We start from the raw sequence: 20140 nt of genomic DNA on the forward strand, positions 1-20140 counted from the left end.
GGATGCACCTCGTCCTCTTCTCCTTCGAATGCGGCGGCTTCGACAACCGGCTCATGCGCGGCGGCCTCTCACCGCTCGTGTGGAACCTCGCCCGTCAGTACGCCTCAGGCGGCCACCGGGTCTCCCTGATCACGCCCGCGCACGGCCATCTGGAGCTGCTGCGGGAGCGGTTCGGTGTACGGGAACTCGACTACCGCGACGAGCACACGGTGCCGCTGGTGCTGGATCCCAAGGTGTGGCCGGGCCAGCCCGCCGCGACCGGCCTCGTCCTCGACACCCGTGCCCATCTGCTGCAGCTGGAGGGCGTGGACGTGTATCTGCTCTCCGACTCCCACCTGGACCTGCTGCCGGACCGGCTCTACCCGCCACCGGCCGCCGAGGGCCGCGACCTCGCCCACTTCAAGCCGCTGGTCTTCCAGGTCGACGGCCTGCGGTTCCTGCAGCGGTATCTGGCGGACGGGCCGGCGGTCGTGCACGCCTTCGAGCCGGCCTACCACTACCTGCTGCCCGCGGTCCTCGCCGACGACGACCGCTACCGGACGGTGAGCACGATCGCGGCGAACGCCCCCATCACCCAGAAGGTGTACCGGCCGCAGGTGGAGAGGCTGCTGGAGCTGTTCGAGGTGCACGGTCCGGATCTCGACGCCCTGGACGGGCCCCCGCCCGCCGAGGACTCCCCCGCCGCCGCCGTGGCCCGGGCGCTGGCCGGCACCCGGATGCACGTCGAGTACGGCCCGGACCACGTGGGCGTGTTCCCGCTGATCGCCGCCGACGCGGATCTGATCGACTTCGTCTCCCCCGGTCAGCTCGACCACTACGTCACCTGGGAGGGCACACCGCTCGGAGCCCTCTTCGAGTCGCTCCCCGTGGCCCGCAGGCTGCGTGAGCGTCCCGACCGGCTGCTGGCCGGCGGATGCGGCATCGCCGACAGCTGGCTGGCCCGCGACCCGCAGTCGGTGGACCGGGCCGCGGTGCGCCGGTCGCTGGGTCTGACGGTGTCCGGTCCGGTCTTCTACCACGCGGCCCGCTACGCGGTGCACCACAAGGGACAACTGGAGCTGATGCGGGCGGTGGAGGAGGTGCTGGCCGCCGACCCGGAGGTCGGTTTCGTGATCCGCTGCGCGACCGGAGGCGGTGACGGTCCGGCAGCCGTCGCCAACGCCGCGTTCCAGCGGCTCGCCGACCGGCATCCGGGCCAGGTGTACCTGGACTGGCGGCTCGCCGACGAGGAGGCGCTGTTCGAGCAGGCCGCGAGCGCCGACTTCTGCGTCTTCCCCTCCAAGTTCGAACTCGACGGCTTCCTCATCGCCCAGGCCGAGGCCATGGCCTGCGGTGCGGTGCCGGTGGCCACGGCCCAGCGGGTCACCTCCCATTTCGGGCACCGGCGCCCCGTCACCGCCCCGGACGCGACCGGATTCTCACTGCCGGGTTCCTTCCGCGACGACGACCCGGGGCTGGCCGGTGCTCTCGCGGAACGCATACGTGAGGCCGTGACCGTCTTCCGTACGGCGCCGGACACCTACGCCAGGCTGTCGGACAACGCCCGTCGCCTGAGCCGCACCTTCACCTGGGCGCGCGCCGCCGGCCTGCGCCTGGCCGCCTACGAGCGGCTCCTGTCCGGCGAGCCCGCACCGGCCGCGGTGCCCGACCTGGTGGAGCGGGGCTGGCTGGACGCGCTGCCGCCCTCCGCCTTCACGGAGCACCGTGACCTGGTCGTCCGGGCGGCGACGGAACGCGGTGACGCCGATGCCCTCGCCCGCGCTCTCGGATGCGGAGCCGACGAGCTGGGCGCGAACACCTGGGACCGGCTCTTCGCGTCGGCCTACGGCAGGGCGGACTTCGCCCGCTGCGCCGAACTGGCCCTGCGCGCCGGGCGGCCGGACCTGCGGGCCCGGCTGGAGGGCCGGTTCCGGCTCACCAGCGGTCCGGACGGCGTCTGGCGGGTGCGATACGCCCACCCCGAGGCCTCCCGGGTGGAGCTCGTGGTCGAGGTGACCTCGTCGGCGTCCCGCCCCGGGCAGGCGGCCGCCGCGGTGGCCTGCCGCGCCGAAGTCTCTCCGTCCGGCCCCGGAAGGGCCGCGGCGGCGGACCCGGTGGGGGCCCACCCGGGAGGGGCCGCCCCGGCCGACCTCCCGGACTCGGCACGGCCTGCCACGGCTGCGACACCCGCGCCGACCGCCCGGTCCGCCGCCACGGCCGCCGCCGTCGCGAGCGGCCACTCCCCGGAGCCCGGCGCGCGTGCCGGGGTCCACCGGCGCACGGGCACGGCGGACCGGCCGGCGGGCCCGGCGCCGCGCGCCGCGCTGGAGTCCGCCGCCGAGGCCCTCGCCTCGGACGAACCGGCGCCCTCCGCGGCGGGAGCCGTCCTGCGGCCGCTGACGGCCGACGAGGACGACGGCGTGTTCGCCGGGACGCTGGACGGGCCGCCCCTCGGCAGCCACGCCGTGGCCATGGTGACGCTGCGCTCGGGCCGGGTGGTCTGGGACGCGGTGCCGGTGCGCATGCCCGCGTTCCGCCTGGTGGCGACCGACCTGGACGGGACGTTGCTGCGCAGCGACCTCACGGTGTCGGCGCGCACCCGGCGGGCTCTGGAGCTGGTCGCCTCGTCCGGCGCCCACCACCTGGTGGTCACCGGACGTCCGGCGGTGGCCTGCAAGCACCTCCTGGAGACCCTCGGCTACCGGGGCCTCGCGGTGTGCGGACAGGGCGCGCAGCTGTACGACGCGGGGACCGACCGGCTGCTGTCCTCCCTGTCCCTGGACCGCGACCTCGCCCGCAGCGTCGTCGAGCGGGTCGAGGCGGAGCTGGGCCGGGTCGAGCTGGGGATCGTCACCTCGCCGCCGGAGAGCCGTTTCAAGGTCACTCCGGGCTTCGGGGAGCGGGTCCGTCACGGCTGGGACGTGACCACCGACCGCGACCTGCTGTGGACCTCGCCCATCGACAAGCTGATCCTGCACCACCCTGAGGTCGACGAGGACCGGCTGGCCGCGGTGACCCGGCGGCTCACGGGCGGCGCGGTGACCGTCGTGCACTCGGTCAAGGGCATGGTGGAGGTCCTGCCCGAGGGCACGGACAAGGGCGCCGGCGTGGCCCGTGCCGCCGAACTGCTCGGCTTCACCGGCGCCGACGCCGTCGCGTTCGGCGACATGCCCAACGACGTCCCGCTGCTGGCCTGGGCCGCCCATGGCGTGGCGGTGGCGGGCGCCCACCACGAACTGCGGGCCATGGCCGACGAGATCGCCCCCGGCAACGACGAGGACGGGGTCGCCTCCGTCCTGGAGCGTCTCTTCGCTCCGGTGGAGGGACACGCATGAGCCGGGGAACCGCACCCGACGCGCCCCTGCGGGAACTGGCCCGCGCGCACGGCGTGAGCACCGAGTACGTCACCGACCGGGGGCGCCGTGTCACCGTCGCCGCGGACACCCTGGTCGCGGTCCTGGCCTCGTGCGGCGTGGACGCCAGTACCCCGGCCGCGGCCCGGCGGGCGCTCACGGCCCGCGCAGCGGCGGACGCGGACAGGCTGCTGCCGGCCTGCGTCGTCTCCCGCGCGGGATCGGCCGTGGAGCTGCGGCTGCCGTCGGACGCCGAGGCCCGTGTCCGGCTGGAGGGCGGCGGCGTGTGCGCTCTCTCGACGCCGCTGCCTCCCGGAGCGCACGTCCTGCACGCGAGCGCCGGTCGGCGGCGGGCCTCCGCTCCCCTGCTGTCGGTACCCGACCGCGTCCCGGTGCCCGGGCGACGCGGCTGGGGCTTCCTGGTCCAGCTGTACTCGGTGCTCTCCCACCGGTCCTGGGGCATGGGCGACCTGGCCGACCTCGCGGAACTGGCCGCCTGGTCCGGCCATGAACTCGGCGCCGACTTCGTCCAGTTGGGTCCGCTGCACGCGGTGGAGCCGGGGCCGCTGCCCGATCCTTCCCCGTACCGGCCGAGTTCGCGGCGCTTCGCCGACCCGATGCACGTCCGGGTGGAGGAGGTCCCGGAGTACCGCTACCTGGACCGGGAGGCCCGGCGCGCCGTGGACTCCTGCGCCGCCCGCGCCCGGGATCTCAACGAGCGTGTGCTGCGCGGCGAGACGCTGATCGACCGGGAGGCGGTCCGCGATCTCAAGCAGGAGGCCCTGCGCCGTCTGTACGCGGTGCCGCCCGCACCGGGCCGCCGTGCCGCGCTGGAGGCGTTCGTCGCCCGCGAGGGCGAGGACCTGACGGAATTCGCCACCTGGTGCGCGCTGGCCGAGGTGCACGGCGGCGCCTGGCGGTCCTGGCCCGAGGGACTGCGCGATCCCCGCTCCCCCGCGGTGGCCGAGGCGCGCGAGGAGCTGGCGGACGCCGTCGCCTTCCACCGCTGGTCGGCGTGGATCACCGACGAGCAGCTCGCCTCGGCGCAACGGGCGGCGACGGGCGCGGGCATGGCCATCGGGCTGGTGCACGATCTCGCGGTGGGCGTGGCCCCCGAGGGCGCCGACGCCTGGGCACTCCAGCACTGCCTGGCCGGCCGGATGAGCGTCGGGGCTCCCCCCGACGACTTCAACCCCCTCGGGCAGGACTGGGGACAGCCGCCCTGGCGGCCCGACGCGCTGGCCGCCGAGGGCTACCGTCCGCTGGCCGCGTTGCTGCGCGCCGGCATGCGGCACGCCGGCGCCCTGCGGGTCGACCACGTCATGGGCCTCTTCCGCCTGTGGTGGGTGCCCGAGGGCCGGCCCCCGTCCGAGGGGACCTACGTCCGCTACGACGCCGAGGCCATGCTCGGGGTGCTGCTGCTGGAGGCACACCGGGCCGGGGTCGCGGTGATCGGCGAGGACCTCGGCACGGTGGAGAGCGGTGTCCGCGAGGAGCTGGCGGCGCGCGGCGTCCTCGGCACCTCGGTGCAGCGCTTCGAGTACCTGGGCGGTTCCGAGGGACGCGACGGTCCGCTGCCGGCGGACCGGTGGCGTACCCACTGCCTCGCCACGCTGACCACCCATGACCTGCCGACGACCGCCGCCTGGCTGAGCGGCGAACACGTCGATCTGCGGGCCCGGCTGGGACTGCTGACCCGTCCGGAGCCGGAGGAGAAGGCGCAGGCGGCGGCCGAACGGGACGCCTGGCTGGCGGAGTTGCGCCGGTCCGACCTGCTGCCCGACGCCGACGGCGAAGTGGTGGCCCTGCACCGATTCCTGACCCGCACGCCCTCGACGCTGCTCGGCGTGTGGCTGCCGGACGCGACCGGCGACCGCCGACCGCAGAACCTTCCCGGCACCGCGGACGTGCACCCCAACTGGCGGCTGCCGATCGCGGACCGGCACGGCAGGCCGGTGGCGCTGGAGGAACTGCCCGCCCACCCCGACGTACAGGCCATCGCCCGCGTGTTCGACGACAGCGAACCGCACGGAACGAAGACCGAGGAGACAGATGTCAGGCCAGGCTCTTGCCCAAGCTGAGGGAGTGCGTGAGGACTCCGGAGGCTTCGACCTGCTGGCACCGGAAGGCACGCGGTACCGGGTGGACGTCACCGACGGCGTGTTCGACCCGCGCAACCCGCTGCTCGCCGACCGCGTGGAAGGACGCCGCGTCGTGGCGTTCGTCGGTCCGACGGTGGACCGGATCTACGGCGGCCGTCTGCGCGCCTACCTCGACGCCCGTCTCGAGGCGGGCAGTTGGAGCGTGCACACCATCGAAAGCGGTGAACGGAACAAGACACTGGCGGCGGCGGAACAGGTCTGCGCCGTCGCCAAGGCGACCGGCCTGGACCGTCACGGGGTGATGCTCGCCGTGGGCGGCGGGATCGTCGCCGACATCGTGGGGTTCGCCGCCTCGATGTACGCACGCGGAGTCCGGTACATCAAGGTCAACACCACGCTGGTGGGCCAGGCGGACGTGGGGGTCGGGGTCAAGACCGGCGTGAACGCCCTCAGCACGAAGAACATGTTCGGGGCCTACCACCCGGCGCACGCCTCGCTCAACGACCCGGGCCTGCTGGCCACCCTGCCGGCCCGGGAGATCCGCTGCGGCCTGGCGGAGATCGTGAAGATGGCCGCGATCCTCGACGCGGATCTCTTCGCGGCGCTGGAGAGCCGTCCCGACGCGTTCCTGCGCTCCGCCCACGGCGAGCTGGAGACCTACGTCCTGCGCACCTCCATGCGGCTGATGATGGAGGAACTCTGCCCGAACCTGCGCGAACACGAACTGGCCCGGCTGGTCGACTTCGGACACACGTTCAGCCCGGTCATCGAGACGGCGGGCGGTCACCGTCTCGAACACGGCGAGGCGGTCGCCGTCGACATGGCGCTGTCCGCGCATCTGGCGAGGCTGCTCGGTCTCGTCGACGCGGAGAGCTGCGAGCGGCTGGTGACCCTGCTGCGCCGCATCGGCCTTCCCGTCTTCGACCCCGCCACCTGCACACCGGAGCTGATGACACAGGCCCTCGAGGCGTCCTGGCAGCGGCGCGGGCGCAAACTGCATCTCGTGGTGCCCACCGGCATCGGCAAGGCGGACTTCGTGGAGCGGCTGGAGGACGTGCCCGCCGACATGCTGCGGGCCGCTCTGGAGTCCCTGGCGCACGCGGGCGGCACGTCGTGAGCGCGGACGACGTGGTGAACCTCGACCGGCTGCTTCGGGGCAAGGAGCACGACCACGGCGGGCTGGGCACGATCCTCGCCCACCGGGTGTTCTCCCGTCCCGAGGGCGGCCCCGGAGCGGAGTTCATCGACATCGCCGTGCTGCCGCCCGGCACGTCCATAGGGCGGCACCGGCACGGCCGGGACCGGGAGACGTACATCGTGCTCAGCGGCAGCGGCCTGATGCACCGCGACGGCACGGAGTTCCGGGTCGTCGCCGGGGACGTGGTCGTCAACCGTCCGTACGGCGAGCACGGCCTCGTCAACGACTCGGCCGCCGATCTGTGGCTTCTGGTTTTCGAGGAGGAGCTCCGTGACCGTCCCACAGTCTGACCGTCTCACCGCCGCGCCCGTCCCGGACGGTCGCCGGGCGGGGGAACCGGACAGCTCCGCGCGCCACGGGGACCCGACCGGCTCCGACGGCGGCTTCACCGTGCTCGACGTGGGCGGCACGACGCTGCGGACCGGGAGCTACGACCCGGCCGCTGCGGCCGTGCACCGCGTACGCCGGGTGCCGGTGGAGGGCATGGCCCGCCATCCGCGGGATCCGGTGCCCGTCCTGCAGCGGCGCGTGGTGGACCAGATCGTCCACGAGGTGGAACGGCACACCGCGGGCACGCCGCCGCGCGCCGTCGGGGTGGCCTTCGCCGGACCCATCTCGGCCGGCGGTCTCGTCCTGGCCGCTCCCACGGTGTGGGGGCGACGCGGTGACCCGCTGCCGCTGGGGCAGCTCCTGACCGAGCGGGTCGGGGCGCCGGTCGTGGTCGTCAACGACCTCACCGCCGCGGCCTGGCGTTACGCGGCGACGGAGACCGAGCCGTTCTGCCTGATCACCGTCAGCTCCGGCATAGGCAACAAGGTCTTCCGCGGCGGCGAGGTGCTGCTGGACGCGGACGGACACGGCGGCGAACTCGGTCACTGGGTGTGCGATCCCTCCCCGGAGGCGGCGCTGTGCGACTGCGGCGCCCGCGGCCACCTCGGCGCCATCGCCTCCGGGCGGGGCGTCCTCGCCGCGGTCCGCCGCGCGGCGGACACCGATCCGGCCGGCTTCGCCGGTTCCCTGCTGGCCGCCTTGTGCGACGGCCGTGCCGCCGCCGTCGGCAATCCGGCGATCGCGGCGGCGGTACGGCAGGGCGACGCGTTCACCACGCAGGTGCTGCGCGGCACCGTCACCCGCCTCGCGCAGGCGATCGGCGCCGTCTTCACCTCGGTCGGGGTGTGCCGGTACGTCGTGATGGGCGGCTTCGCGCTGGCGGTCGGCGAACGTTACCGGGAGCTGCTGGTGGACGAGTTGGTGCGCCTGGGCTGCTTCGGACTGGACGCGGACGCGGTCGACGGCATGGTGTCGCTCGGCCGACCGGACGACGACCACGGTCTGATCGGCGTGGGCAGACTGCTCGCCGACCGGATGTCCCGGCCGTCCCGGGCGGGCACCCGATGAGCGCCGGGAGCACGCTCGTCGTCGGCGGCGGATTCGTCGGCACGGCCGTCGCGCGGCGGCTGGCGGCGGCGGGCGAGTCCGTCACCGTCGCCTCGCGCCGCCGTCCGGCGGCACATCTTCCGGTCGGCGACGGCGTCCGGTGGGACGCGCTGGACGCCACCGATCCGGGCGCGTGCCGACGGCTCGTGACCCGGCTGAAGCCCCGTCGCGTGGTCCTCGTGCACGGACCGTCCGACGTCACCTGGTGCGAGGAACACCCCGGGCAGGCCCTGCGGGCGCACACCGCGGCGGCCGCCAACCTCTCCTCGGCGGCCGGTGACGCCAGGCTGCTGATGATCTCCACCGACAACGTCTTCGACGGGTCCCGCCCCGACAACGCCGAGGACTCGCCGGTCTCCCCCGCCAACGCCTACGGCCACGCCAAGCTGTGCGCGGAGGAGACCCTGCTCGGCGGGGCCGCGGACGCGGTGGTGCTGCGGGTCAGCCTCGTCTACGGCCACGAGCCGCCGGACGCCGGCAAGTGGCTCAACTTCTTCGCCGTGTGCGCACACCGGCTGCTGCGCGGCGAAACCGTCGCGGTGCCGGACGACCAGTGGACGACACCGGTCCTGGTGGACGACGTCGCGGAGGTGACGGCGGCCGTGCTGCACGCCGGGACGCCGCTTCCGCCGGTGCTCCACCTGGGCGGCCCCGACCGGGTGAGCCGCGCCGCGTGGGCCTCCCTCGTCGCCGGGACGCTGGGAGCACCGCCGCACCTGGTCGCACCGACCTCGCGGGCCGGCACCCGGTACGCCTCCCGCCCGGAGAACACGTGCCTGACCAGCTCGCTGCTCGGCCGGTTGCCGGCCACGAAGGCGATCGCCGTCCGGGGGGTCCACGAGGGCGCCCGGAGCCTGGCGGCGGCCTTCACGACCGCGGGCTGAACCGTTCGCCGGGTGCAGCGTCCCGCGTGCCGGTGGCCCGGCCCTCCCCTGGCCGGGCGCGGCACCCTCGCCCGGGCGGCGGCCCGTCCGCCCGGTCCGTCCGACGACCGCCGCTCGGCGGTGAGATCTGTGGAGCAGGTGGAGCATACGTATGGCAGGTACAGGAGCGGTGACCGGCTACGACGTCGTCGTCCTCGGCGGAGGCGTGGCGGGGTGCGTGCTGGCCGCCCGGCTGAGCGAGGACCCGGGCCGGTCGGTCTGTCTGGTCGAGGCCGGACCGGACTACGGACCGCGCGACCACTGGCCGGACAAGGTGCTGGACTCGCGCAGTCTGCCGCGCGACGACGTGTGGGAGCGGCAGGCGGCCGTGCACCGCATCCGAGCGCGGGTGATCGGCGGTTCCTCGTGCGTCAACGGCTGCTGGAACACCTGGGGCTCGCCGGCGGACCACGCCGAGTGGGAGCGGGCGGGCGGCGCGCGGTGGTCGGCCGAGGCCATGGAGCCGTTCCGTCTGGCCGCGGTCGAGCGGATGCGGCTGCGCCCCGTCCCGGAGAACGAGTTCTCCGTCTGGAGCAGCGGTGCGCTCGACGCGGCCCGCGAACTCGGTTACCGGGAGGTCGACATGGGAGTCCCGGGGGCGCCCGGCTATGGCACCCCCCTCCTCAACTCCTTCGACGGTCTGCGCTGGAACGCGGCGTTCGCCTACCTCGACCCGGCGCGGGCGCGCCCCAACCTGACCATCCTCGACCGGGCCCTGGTCGACCGGATGCATGTCGTCGGCGGCCGGGTGCGGGCCGTCGAGATCGACCGGGACGGCGAGCGGATCGCCCTGTCCGCCGACGACTACGTCGTCGCGTGCGGGACCTACGGGTCACCCGCCGTACTGCTGCGCAGCGGCCTCGGCCCCGCCGTCCACCTGCGAGAGCACGACATCCGGCCGGTGATCGACCTGCCCGGTGTGGGCGCCAACCTGTCCGACCAGCCTGGTGTGTTCGTGCCACTGTCGCCGACCGGCGAGCTGGACGAGGCCCTGGCCCGCAAGGAGGCGGCCGGCGACCTGTACGTCAGCCGCATGCTGGTGCGGGCGGCAAGCGGCCGCTGCCCGGACGGCTCCTGGGACCTGCATCTGCTGCCGGTCGCGGGTCCCCCGCTCTTCGGCAGTCTGCCGCCGGGCCGGTACGAGGCGGGCATCTCGTCCTTCCTCATGAAACCCGCTTCCCGCGGCCGTGTCGCGCTGCGCTCGGCCGATCCCGCCGCGCCCCTCGACATCGCTCCCGGCTTCTTCTCGGATCCGGAGGGCCACGACCTCGCCGTCGTCCGGTGGGGTCTGGGCCTCGTCGAGGAGATGGCCGCGACCTCCGCGCTGGGGAAGCTGGTACGACCGCTCGACGGTCGTCCCGCGCATCTCGCGGACGAGGAGATCAGGACCCGCGCGGGCGCGTACTGGCATCCGGTGGGGACGTGCGCCATGGGCTCCTCCGACGATCCGTCCGCCGTGGTGGACGGCACCGGCCGGGTGCACGGCGTGTCCAACCTGCGGGTCGCCGACGCCTCCGTGCTGCCGACGGTGCCTGCGGCCAACACCCAGCTGCCGGTGCTCGCCGTCGCCGAAGTCCTGGCCGACGCGGCGAGGGCCGGGACGGCGGCGCGCTGAGCGACCTCCGGGTCGACACGGCGCCGAGCCCGGGCGGCGGACGACCACGACGAACCCGGGGGTCGCCCGCGACCGACGGCGGCCCCAACCGGACCGGAGCGCGACGCCCCGGGTCCGACGGCACGACAGGAAGCGAGAGCATGCCCCCGCACACCGACATTCGTGAGGTCCGCCTGCTGTACGGCTGCATGGGACTGGGAGGGGGCTGGGACCGGCAGCACTGGACGGCGGCGGACGTCGCCCACGCGGAAACCGCCGTCCAGGCCGCGCTCGACGCCGGTTTCACGGCGTTCGATCACGCCGACATCTACCGGCACGGCAAGTCCGAGGCGGTCTTCGGAGAGGTCCTGGCCCGCGCCTCCGGGCTGCGCGACCGCATCCTGCTGCAGACCAAGTGCGGCATCGCACTGCCGGACGGCGACCGCCCGGGCTTCTACGACCTGCGGGGGCGCACGATCCTGCGGCGGGTCGAGGAGAGTCTCACGCGGCTGCGTACCGACTTCGTCGACGTCCTGCTCCTTCACCGGCCCGACCCCCTGGCCCGCCCGGAGGAGATCGCGGAGGCGCTCCGTGCGCTGCACGAGCAGGGGCTGGTGCGGCAGTTCGGGGTGTCCAACATGAGCGCCGCGCAGATCGCGCTGCTGCGGGAGAGCCTGGACGTGCCCCTCGTGGCCGACCAGCTCGAGATGAGTCTGGCCCGCCGGGACTGGCTGGAGTCGGGCGTCCTCGTCAACACCCCTGCCTGGGCGGACGGCGGGTTCCCGCACGGGACCGTCGAGTACTGCGTGTCCCACGGCATCCAGGTGCAGGCCTGGGGGCCTCTCGCGCAGGGGCGCTTCACCGGCGGGGCGGACACGCCGGCCGCGCGGTTCGTCGCGGATCTGGCGGCGCGCAAGGGAACGACGCCGGAGACCGTGCTGCTGTGGTGGCTGCAGCGCCATCCCGCGGGGATCGCCCCGGTCGTGGGCACCACACGGCCCGAACGCATCCTGGCCTGCCGCGACGCGCTGCGGGGCGCCCCCGCTCTCACCCATGAGGAGTGGTACGGGCTGTGGGTCGCCGCGCGGGGCGCACCGCTTCCCTGAGGCGGACGCGGGAGTTCCGGCAGCCGGGAGAAGGGGCGCTCGCCGAGCCTGCGGGACCCCTTTACGCCTCTGACATGTACCGGTAATCTCCGGGATGCCTGCAAGCGTTTGCTGCAAGTTTCTGAGTGCGGCGCATCGCAGGCACGGACGCAGGAGACCTCGAGGCGCGTCAAGGTCTCCGCCGGCGTCCGCACGGACCCGTCCTCCCCACCACGTCCTGGAGACGCGCATGAGACGCCGCCGATCCCTCGCCCGCCCCTGGGCGGCCGGAGCTCTCGCCGCAGGAATCCTCGTCCTGCCCCTCACCACCCCCACCGCCCCCGAGGCCGCCGCCCAGCCGGCCTCCGCCGCATCGGCCACCGCCACCTCGGCCACCGTCTTCTACTACACGAAGACGAAGAGCTGGACGGACAACTACCTCCATTACGCCCCCGACGGCGGTTCGTGGACCACCGTTCCCGGCACGCGCATGGCAGCCGCCTGCACGGACTGGGTGAAGCTCACCGTGGACCTGGGCTCAGCCGCCGGGCTGCAGGCGACCTTCAACAACGGCAGCGGGGTCTGGGACAACAACGGCGGGAAGAACTACGCCCTGGGCACCGGGGACATCACGGTCAAGGACGGCGTGGTGGCGCACAGCGACCCGTGCGCCGACACCGGCGAGGGAACCGGCAACGAGGCTACGGTCTACTACTCGACCCAGACCCTCGGCTGGACCACCGCCAACCTGCACTACCAGCCCGCCGGCGGCTCCTGGACGACCGTGCCCGGCGTCGGCATGGAAGCCGCCTCCTGCGCCGGGTGGTGGAAACGCACGGTCGACCTCGGCACCGCGGCCTCGCTGAAGGCCGCGTTCAACAACGGCAACGGGATCTGGGACAACAACAACGGCTCGGACTACACCATCGCGTCCGGGACCAGCACGGTGAAGAACAACACCGTCACCCCGAACGCGAAGGACCCGTGCGCCGCCGAGGAACCCGACACCGAGGCCCCCGGTGTCCCGGCGGACGTCCGGGCGAGCGCGACGAACACCTCCGTGGTCGTGACCTGGAGCGCCGCCACCGACGACACGGGCGTGACCAAGTACCAGGTCACCCGCACCGGCGGGACCACGGGCAGCACGGTCACCGACGTCGGCTCCACCGTACTGTCCGACACGGGTCTGGAGGAGGACACCGCCTACACCTACACGGTGAAGGCCGTGGACGCGGCGGGCAACACCTCGGCCGCCTCCGCCGCGGCCACGGCGACCACCGGCAAGAAGCCGAGCACGCCTCCCGGCAGCGCGCCGCTGGGCACGGACCCGCGCAAGGACCCGATCTACTTCGTCATGACCGCCCGCTTCTACGACGGCGACAGCTCCAACAACCGCGGCGGCAGCCAGCACGTGAAGTCCGGGAACGCGGCGAACAACGACCCCATGTTCCGCGGCGACTTCAAGGGCCTGGTCGAACGGCTCGACTACATCAAGGCTCTCGGCTTCTCGGCGGTCTGGATCACCCCCGTCGTCCTGAACCGCTCGGACTACGACTACCACGGCTACCACGGCTACGACTTCTACAAGGTCGACCCGCGCCTGGAGTCGACCGGCGCCTCGTACCAGGACCTCATCAACGCCGCCCACGCCAAGGGCATGAAGATCTACCAGGACGTCGTCTACAACCACAGCTCACGCTGGGGCGCCAAGGGCCTGTTCACGCCCACCGTGTACGGGGTCCGCGACTCCCAGTGGAGCTGGTACTACGACGAGAAGGCCGAGGGCTTCGAGTACGACGGCCTGACCGTCGAACCCAAGTCGGGGAAGTCGTACTACACCGGTGACCTGTGGTCGACGGCCGAGCCGACCGGCAACACGTGTCTGAACTGGGGCACTCCCACCGGAGGCAAGAGCGCCGAAGGCTACACCGTCTACAACTGCCAGTGGCCCAGCCCCACTTCGGGCATGTTCCCCAAGGCCTACTACCACCAGTGCTGGATCGGGAACTGGGAGGGCGAGGACGCGCGGTCCTGCTGGCTGCACGAGGACCTCGCCGACTTCAACACCGAGTCGACGCCCGTGCAGAACTACCTCATCGGCGCCTACGACAAGTACATCGACATGGGCGTCGACGGATTCCGGATCGACACGGCCGTCCACATCCCGCGCGTCACCTGGAACCGCCGCTTCCTGCCCGCCATCCACGACCGGGTCACCCAGAAGTTCGGAGCCGAGACGGCCAGCAACTTCTTCGTCTTCGCCGAGGTCGCCGCGTTCGTCAACGACAGGTGGAACCGCGGGTCCGTGAACCACTCCGCGCAGTTCTACACCTGGAAGGAGCGCAAGGAGTACAGCGCCGACGACACGGCGGCCGCCCTCGAGCAGTTCACCTACGAGAACGACCTCGGCACCGGCAACCAGCCGACGTCCACCAACGCCTTCCTGAACGGCAACACCTACCACGCGCCCGACCACAGCAAGTTCTCCGGCATGAACATCATCGACATGCGCATGCACATGAACTTCGGTGACGCCTACAACGCCTACAACAACGGCAAGGACTCCGACGACAGCGTCAACGACGCCACCTACAACGTCGTCTACGTCGACAGCCACGACTACGGCCCCAACAAGTCGAGCACCCGCTACAGCGGCGGCACCGACGCCTGGGCCGAGAACATGTCCCTGATGTGGACCTTCCGCGGCATCCCGACGCTCTACTACGGCTCGGAGATCGAGTTCCAGAAGGGCAAGCAGATCGACTGCGGCCCCTCCTGTCCCCTCGCCACCACGGGACGCGCCTACTACGGAGACCAGCTGGCCGGTTCCGTCACGGCGTCCGACTTCGGCACGGTCGCGTCCGCCGACGGCCAGGTCGCCACCACACTGGCGCAGCCACTGGTGAAGCACCTGCAACGTCTCAACCAGATCCGCCGGGCAGTCCCCGCCCTCCAGATGGGCCAGTACTCCACGGAGGGGATCTCCGGCGGCATGGCCTACAAGCGCCGCTACACCAGCGGCAGCACGGACAGCTTCGCGCTCGTCACCGTGACCGACGGAGCCAGCTACACGGGCATCCCCAACGGCACCTACACGGACGCCGTCACGGGTACGGTCAAGACGGTCACCAACGGGACGCTGTCCGTCGACGCCCCCGGAAAGGGGAACCTCCGGGTCTACGTGCTCAATGGTCCCGGGAAGATCGGCACGGACGGCCCCTACCTGAAGTGACGGACCGCCCTCACCTGAACCGAACTGCGCCGGCACGGGTCTGACGCACCGAGGGGCCCACCGAACCGTACCGGTGGGCCCCTCCCCCTGCGCCGGCCTCCTGCACCGCCCAGACCGACGCGGTGACCTGGACCGACAACCGGCGTCGCGGGGTCGCCACCCACGAACGGCCCGGGCCGGTACGACTTCGCACCCGCCCGCCACAGGAGGCCCGGGGCCTCCGCCCCCTGTGCGACCCTGCGCGGCCCTGCGACCGTCCACCTCGACGAGGACGTCGGCACAGAGGAGTGAGCGGATGTGCGTCAGGAGGAGGCGGGCGGCAATGCGCCGAGAACGGCCGCGAGGCGACGCGGGTCGCGGCGGGCGATGTTGTGACCGACGGGAATCTCGTGAACCCGCCAGCCCGCATCGTGGCGCAGCCGTTCGGTCAGGGTCACGAACGGGCTGCCCGCCCACGCGCCACCACTGACGTACGTTCGGCCGAGCGCGGGGCCGGGGTTGCCCCCGATCCTGATCGACTGGACGAAGCTCGCCATGGGGTGCGGTCGCGCGCGAGGGTCGAGTCCCTCAGGGACCGCCACCCAGCGGCCGTCGGCGCGGGCGCCGGCCATGAACAGCTCCCGGAAGATGTCGCTGGTCGACGACCAACACGAATCCCCGTCGTCCGGGACGTAGGCGTCGATATAGACGAGCTGATCGAGGCGGTCACCGACCCGATCCGCGACACCGGTGATCACCATCCCGCCGTAACTGTGCCCGCACAGTGCGAGCGGCGTCCCGTCGCTGCGGTCGATGATCTCGGCCACCTGGTCGATATGGGCGTCGAGGTTGGGCGGACGGTCCACATCGACCGGGCCGTCCGACTCCAGCCCCGCCAGGGTCACCGCCTCGACGTCGTGACCGTCACGGCGCAACTCGGCGGCAACCGAGTCGAACGCCCATCCGCCCTGCCAACCACCCGGCACCATCACGAACTTCACCCCGTCATCGTAGGCCCAGAGGAACCCGACCCGACGGGCACAGCCGCTGATCTCAAGCCAGGCAAAGCTCGGACCTGCTGATCCGTGAAGTCCTCCATGCCGCCGACACCGAACACGCCGTCGCCGGAACCGATCACCCGCCGCAGCGTCGATGACCGTGCGCCGGAGCGCCCGGAACGCTCCGGCGGCGCATCCGATCGTCATCGCGAGGACGGCGACGACCGCTCGCTCGCCCCCTCCGCCCCGCACACCGGTCCTGCCTTCACCGCTGCGGTGTGGGGGCGTCGTCCTCGACGGTTGCTCCGTCCGGGCGTATCCGTCACGCGATCGGCCGCGCGTCGGCCGCTCCGTGTGTGAGTGCCGCCCTCGCACAGCAAGGATGGCGGGTGGCTCACGTCATGGCGTGAGCAGACCGCGAGCATCGAGAGACGGACGACGCGTGAGCATTGTCGAACCCCCATCCCACGGCACGCAGCCAGTGGAGGACTCGTACGAGAACGAGCTGCCGGTCAGGCGCAAGCAGCCCGGCAACGTCGTGGTGAAGTGGCTGACGACCACCGACCACAAGACCATCGGTACGTTGTACCTGGTCACGTCGTTCGCGTTCTTCCTGATCGGTGGCGTGATGGCGTTGGTCATGCGCGCCGAGCTCGCCCGTCCGGGCATCCAGATCGTCTCGAACGAGCAGTACAACCAAGCGTTCACGATGCACGGCACGGTCATGCTGCTGATGTTCGCGACGCCGCTGTTCGCCGGCTTCACGAACTGGATCATGCCGCTCCAGATCGGCGCGCCGGACGTCGCCTTCCCGCGGTTGAACATGTTCGCCTACTGGCTCTACCTGTTCGGCTCGTCGATCGCTGTGGGCGGGTTCCTCACCCCGCAGGGTGCGGCCGACTTCGGCTGGTTCGCCTACTCCCCGCTGTCGGACGCCATCCGCAGCCCCGGGCTCGGCGCCGATCTGTGGATCATGGGTCTGGCCTTCTCCGGCTTCGGCACGATCCTCGGCTCGGTCAACTTCATCACCACGATCATCTGCATGCGCGCGCCCGGCATGACGATGTTCCGGATGCCGATCTTCACGTGGAACGTCCTGCTGACCGGTGTCCTGGTCCTGCTGGCCTTCCCGGTCCTCGCGGCCGCGCTGTTCGCCCTGGAGGCGGACCGCAAGTTCGGCGCCCATGTCTTCGACGCGGCCAACGGCGGCCCCCTGCTGTGGCAGCACCTCTTCTGGTTCTTCGGCCATCCAGAGGTGTACATCATCGCCTTGCCGTTCTTCGGCATCGTCACCGAGATCATCCCCGTGTTCTCCCGCAAGCCCGTCTTCGGCTACATGGGTCTGGTCGCCGCGACCATCTCGATCGCCGGTCTGTCCGTCACGGTGTGGGCGCACCACATGTATGTCACCGGTGGCGTGCTGCTGCCGTTCTTCTCCTTCATGACGTTCCTCATCGCCGTGCCGACGGGCGTGAAGTTCTTCAACTGGATCGGAACGATGTGGAAGGGCTCGCTGTCCTTCGAGACACCGATGCTCTGGGCGGCGGGCTTCCTCGTCACGTTCCTCTTCGGTGGTCTGACCGGTGTCATCCTGGCCTCGCCCCCGATGGACTTCCATGTGTCGGACTCGTACTTCGTGGTGGCGCACTTCCACTACGTCGTCTTCGGCACCGTCGTCTTCGCGATGTTCGCGGGTTTCCACTTCTGGTGGCCGAAGTTCACCGGCAAGATGCTCGACGAGCGCCTGGGCAAGATCACCTTCTGGACGCTGTTCGTCGGCTTCCACGGCACCTTCCTGGTCCAGCACTGGCTGGGCGCCGAGGGCATGCCGCGCCGCTATGCCGACTACCTGGCCGTCGACGGCTTCACCGCCCTGAACACGATCTCGACGATCAGCTCCTTCGTCCTCGGCCTGTCGATGCTGCCCTTCCTGTACAACGTGTGGAAGACCGCCCGGTACGGCAAGCCGGTCGGCGTCGACGACCCGTGGGGCTACGGCCGCTCCCTGGAGTGGGCCACCTCCTGCCCGCCGCCGCGCCACAACTTCCTCACCCTGCCGCGGATCCGCAGCGAATCCCCGGCGTTCGACCTGCACCACCCCGACATCGCGATCGCCGAGGCCGAGGCCCACGGCGTCCGCGCCTGACCGCCCGAGGCGCCCGGTGAACGGTCTGCCCGAGCGAAGTGCCGCGAGCGACCTCGGCACCACGGTGGAGGGATATCTGCTGTGGCAGGCCCGGATCGCGGAGGCGGAGCAGCGTGCGCAGGAGTTCGTCCGGCCGATGGAGTGGCTGACGACGTCACAGCGCGCGGAGATCGAACGCCACTACGCAGCCGACAGTCTTCGACGCGCCCGCCGTGACCTGGAGCGCGTCGCCGCCCGCAGCCTGTCCCTGCGCGCCGAGTACGAACACCGCTACCAGCAGTTGCGGCGCCGCTGCCTGGGCCTGGCGCTGACCGCGGGCGCGATCCTCACCACGCTGGCGACCACCCTGCTGTCGGTGCTGTGACCCGGAGCGGCGGCGAGCGGGGCGCGAGGCCCGCACGGGGGTGGCCGGTACGTCGTGCACGCCGAGATCGGCAGCGACGGACCCCGCCGTCGAATGGTCGACCTCGCTTGCACCCCGCGAGGTCGACTCCCACCCCGGCGCCCCACCGCCGCGCTGCCGCCCCCCTCCCCTGTCAGCCGTGAGGCGTCGTGGGGCACGCGCACGACGAGGAGGTCCTCACCCTCGGCTGCTGTGATCACGTGTGCTCGCTGCTCGAGAAGTCCGCCGATACCGTGGGGGCCGGCCGCGTGCGGGTACCCGGGTCGGGAACGGTGGTGAAGGAGCACCGCCCGCGCCTGGAGGGATGTCCCATGACCCAGCATGTCAGCGACGTCATGACAAGTGCCCTGGTGACCGTCGGGCCGCACACCTCGGTGACGGCCGTGGCCCAGATGATGCGGGACGAGAACATCGGCGCCGTCCTCGTCACCGACGACGAGCATCTGCGTGGCCTCGTCAGCGACCGCGACCTGGTGGTGCGCGCGCTGGCCGAGGGCGGCGACCCCAGCGACATGACCGTGGCCGACGCGTGCAGCGAGGATCTCGTCACGGTGGGACCCGACGACGATCTGACGGTCGCGGTCGAAGTGATGCGTGAGCATGCCGTCCGCCGGGTCCCGGTGGTCGACGAAGAGCGCCACCCGGTGGGCATCGTCTCCCTCGGCGACCTGACGATCGAACGCGACCCCCAGTCGGCTCTCGGAGACATTAGCGCCGCGAAGTCCAACCAGTGACGCAGAGACGCAGACATGGAAAGGAGTGCCCGCCATGACAACTCCTGACCCCGACCCCCGGAGCATTCCGGGAGTCGGGCCGCGCGGCGATGCGTCGCCCGGAGAGACGCCACCCGCCGAAGGGGGCACCCACGGCATCTCCCATCCGGAGCCGCCCGAACTGCGCAAGGGATGGGGAGCGATGCCGCTCACCCTCATCATGATCGTTGTGGCACTGGTAGCGATCGGGCTGATCGCCATGGTGGTGGCTCTGACCGCGTAACGGCCCGGGCCGGGCATCGTGCCGTGAGTTCGGACGCCCGGGCGCAGGCACCCTCGGCGTCAGCGTCCTCCCCGATCAGGCCACGCAGTGCGGGCTGGGTCATGAGACGGGGCTTGTCACCGCAGCAGTCGGATCGCCCGGTGCAGAGCACGGTGTACGAAGGCTGCTGCGGTCAGCCCGATCGCAGCGCCGGCGACGACGTCCGAGGGGTAATGGGCGCCCGTGTGCACCCGCTCGGCAGCCACCATGGCGGCTGGGACCGCGCACACCGCGCCCGCCCACGGCCACACCGCTGCCACCGCGGCACTGAACGCCACCCCCGCGCTGGTATGGCCCGAGGGGAAGGACGAAGAGTCGGGGCGGTCGTGGACCTCCTCGTGCGAGATCCATTCCTTCGGCGGCCGACGCCGATGCCACATGTGCTTGAGGACACCATTGGAGACCACCTCCGCGACGGCCATGCTCGCCAGACCGGCTGCAGCGGCCCTGCGCCCCCTCGGCCCAGTGGCGTACAGGACACCGGCGGCGCCCCACCACAGCTTGGTGTGCTGGGCCGCTTCCTCCACCGCCGGCAGGGCCCGCCGTGCGCAGTCCGACCGCCAGGACGCCACCCACCGCGCCAACCGATGATCGTCATCGCGCAGATCCGTCAGCACTCTCATGACCTACCAGTTCCCGGTCCGAACGGCAGCCAACTCGACAATTCAACAGACGG

Annotated in this window: 15 protein-coding genes; 13 read left to right on the forward strand and 2 right to left on the reverse strand. The window is 72.0% G+C overall.

The window, feature by feature from the left end; all coding sequences use genetic code 11:
- Positions 1–2 precede the first annotated feature (2 nt).
- The 9 genes from J2X68_RS25730 to J2X68_RS25770 all read left to right on the forward strand — a co-directional run bounded on the left by J2X68_RS25730 (position 3) and on the right by J2X68_RS25770 (position 14903).
- The gene (locus J2X68_RS25730; RefSeq protein WP_310434943.1) at positions 3–3314 is read left to right on the forward strand and encodes an HAD-IIB family hydrolase; all 3312 of its coding nucleotides are present in this window, start codon (positions 3–5) and stop codon (positions 3312–3314) included.
- Entirely contained in the window at positions 3311–5413 is a 2103-nt protein-coding gene (gene malQ, locus J2X68_RS25735) for a 4-alpha-glucanotransferase (protein WP_310434944.1), read from the forward strand. Before J2X68_RS25730 ends, malQ begins: the two co-directional genes overlap by 4 nt.
- A gap of 4 nt (positions 5414–5417) precedes the next feature.
- Positions 5418–6551 (forward strand): sedoheptulose 7-phosphate cyclase, encoded by a 1134-nt coding sequence (locus J2X68_RS25740; protein ID WP_310434945.1) that lies wholly within the window; start codon positions 5418–5420, stop codon positions 6549–6551.
- Complete coding sequence (locus tag J2X68_RS25745; protein WP_310434946.1) at positions 6548–6922, forward strand: cupin domain-containing protein; 375 nt, start codon at positions 6548–6550, stop codon at positions 6920–6922. The genes J2X68_RS25740 and J2X68_RS25745 overlap by 4 nt, the downstream gene beginning before the upstream one ends.
- Positions 6903–8030, forward strand: coding sequence for an ROK family protein (locus J2X68_RS25750; RefSeq protein ID WP_310434947.1), 1128 nt, complete (start codon positions 6903–6905; stop codon positions 8028–8030). The genes J2X68_RS25745 and J2X68_RS25750 overlap by 20 nt, the downstream gene beginning before the upstream one ends.
- A complete protein-coding gene (locus J2X68_RS25755) occupies positions 8027–8953 on the forward strand; it encodes a sugar nucleotide-binding protein (protein ID WP_310434948.1) in 927 nt (308 codons plus the stop codon). The genes J2X68_RS25750 and J2X68_RS25755 overlap by 4 nt, the downstream gene beginning before the upstream one ends.
- Before the next feature lie 151 nt (positions 8954–9104).
- Positions 9105–10607: a GMC oxidoreductase gene (locus tag J2X68_RS25760; RefSeq protein WP_310434949.1), complete on the forward strand. Its 1503-nt coding sequence runs from the start codon at positions 9105–9107 to the stop codon at positions 10605–10607.
- Positions 10608–10747: 140 nt separating this feature from the next.
- Positions 10748–11692, forward strand: coding sequence for an aldo/keto reductase (locus J2X68_RS25765; RefSeq protein ID WP_310434950.1), 945 nt, complete (start codon positions 10748–10750; stop codon positions 11690–11692).
- A 229-nt stretch (positions 11693–11921) separates the two neighbouring features.
- The gene (locus J2X68_RS25770; protein WP_310434951.1) at positions 11922–14903 is read left to right on the forward strand and encodes a carbohydrate binding domain-containing protein; all 2982 of its coding nucleotides are present in this window, start codon (positions 11922–11924) and stop codon (positions 14901–14903) included.
- Between the two features lie 302 nt (positions 14904–15205).
- On the opposite strand, the gene J2X68_RS25775 is transcribed toward J2X68_RS25770, so the two are convergent.
- On the reverse strand, positions 15206–15883 hold the full coding sequence (locus J2X68_RS25775) for an alpha/beta hydrolase (protein ID WP_310434952.1): 678 nt from the start codon (positions 15881–15883) through the stop codon (positions 15206–15208).
- A 439-nt stretch (positions 15884–16322) separates the two neighbouring features.
- On the opposite strand from J2X68_RS25775, the gene ctaD reads away from it, so the two are divergent.
- The 4 genes from ctaD (at position 16323) to J2X68_RS25795 (ending at position 19425) form a co-directional block, all read left to right on the forward strand.
- Positions 16323–18026, forward strand: a complete 1704-nt coding sequence (gene ctaD / locus J2X68_RS25780; RefSeq protein WP_310434953.1) for a cytochrome c oxidase subunit I — start codon at positions 16323–16325, stop codon at positions 18024–18026.
- Between the two features lie 16 nt (positions 18027–18042).
- Positions 18043–18390, forward strand: a complete 348-nt coding sequence (locus J2X68_RS25785) for a cytochrome C oxidase subunit I (protein ID WP_310434954.1) — start codon at positions 18043–18045, stop codon at positions 18388–18390.
- 350 nt (positions 18391–18740) lie between these two features.
- A complete protein-coding gene (locus J2X68_RS25790; RefSeq protein WP_310434955.1) occupies positions 18741–19163 on the forward strand; it encodes a CBS domain-containing protein in 423 nt (140 codons plus the stop codon).
- Positions 19164–19197: 34 nt separating this feature from the next.
- Positions 19198–19425 carry a DUF6480 family protein gene (locus J2X68_RS25795; RefSeq protein ID WP_310434956.1) on the forward strand — a complete coding sequence of 76 codons (228 nt, stop codon included), beginning with the start codon at positions 19198–19200 and terminating at the stop codon, positions 19423–19425.
- Between the two features lie 116 nt (positions 19426–19541).
- Here J2X68_RS25795 and J2X68_RS25800 read toward each other — a convergent pair whose 3' ends face one another.
- Complete coding sequence (locus tag J2X68_RS25800; protein WP_310434957.1) at positions 19542–20087, reverse strand: phosphatase PAP2 family protein; 546 nt, start codon at positions 20085–20087, stop codon at positions 19542–19544.
- Between the last annotated feature and the right edge of the window lie 53 nt (positions 20088–20140).

Source organism: Streptomyces sp. 3330, from assembly GCF_031456635.1.
Classification (GTDB): Bacteria; Actinomycetota; Actinomycetes; order Streptomycetales; family Streptomycetaceae; genus Streptomyces.

Excerpts from the sequence above, each read along its gene's own strand:
- J2X68_RS25730 (WP_310434943.1), top strand. The coding sequence starts at position 3 with ATGCACCTCGTCCTCTTCTCCTTCGAATGCGGCGGCTTCGACAACCGG.
- malQ (WP_310434944.1), top strand. The coding sequence starts at position 3,311 with ATGAGCCGGGGAACCGCACCCGACGCGCCCCTGCGGGAACTGGCCCGC.
- J2X68_RS25755 (WP_310434948.1), top strand. The coding sequence starts at position 8,027 with ATGAGCGCCGGGAGCACGCTCGTCGTCGGCGGCGGATTCGTCGGCACG.
- J2X68_RS25760 (WP_310434949.1), top strand. The coding sequence starts at position 9,105 with ATGGCAGGTACAGGAGCGGTGACCGGCTACGACGTCGTCGTCCTCGGC.
- J2X68_RS25765 (WP_310434950.1), top strand. The coding sequence starts at position 10,748 with ATGCCCCCGCACACCGACATTCGTGAGGTCCGCCTGCTGTACGGCTGC.
- J2X68_RS25770 (WP_310434951.1), top strand. The coding sequence starts at position 11,922 with ATGAGACGCCGCCGATCCCTCGCCCGCCCCTGGGCGGCCGGAGCTCTC.
- J2X68_RS25790 (WP_310434955.1), top strand. The coding sequence starts at position 18,741 with ATGACCCAGCATGTCAGCGACGTCATGACAAGTGCCCTGGTGACCGTC.
- J2X68_RS25795 (WP_310434956.1), top strand. The coding sequence starts at position 19,198 with ATGACAACTCCTGACCCCGACCCCCGGAGCATTCCGGGAGTCGGGCCG.
- J2X68_RS25800 (WP_310434957.1), bottom strand. The coding sequence starts at position 20,087 with ATGAGAGTGCTGACGGATCTGCGCGATGACGATCATCGGTTGGCGCGG.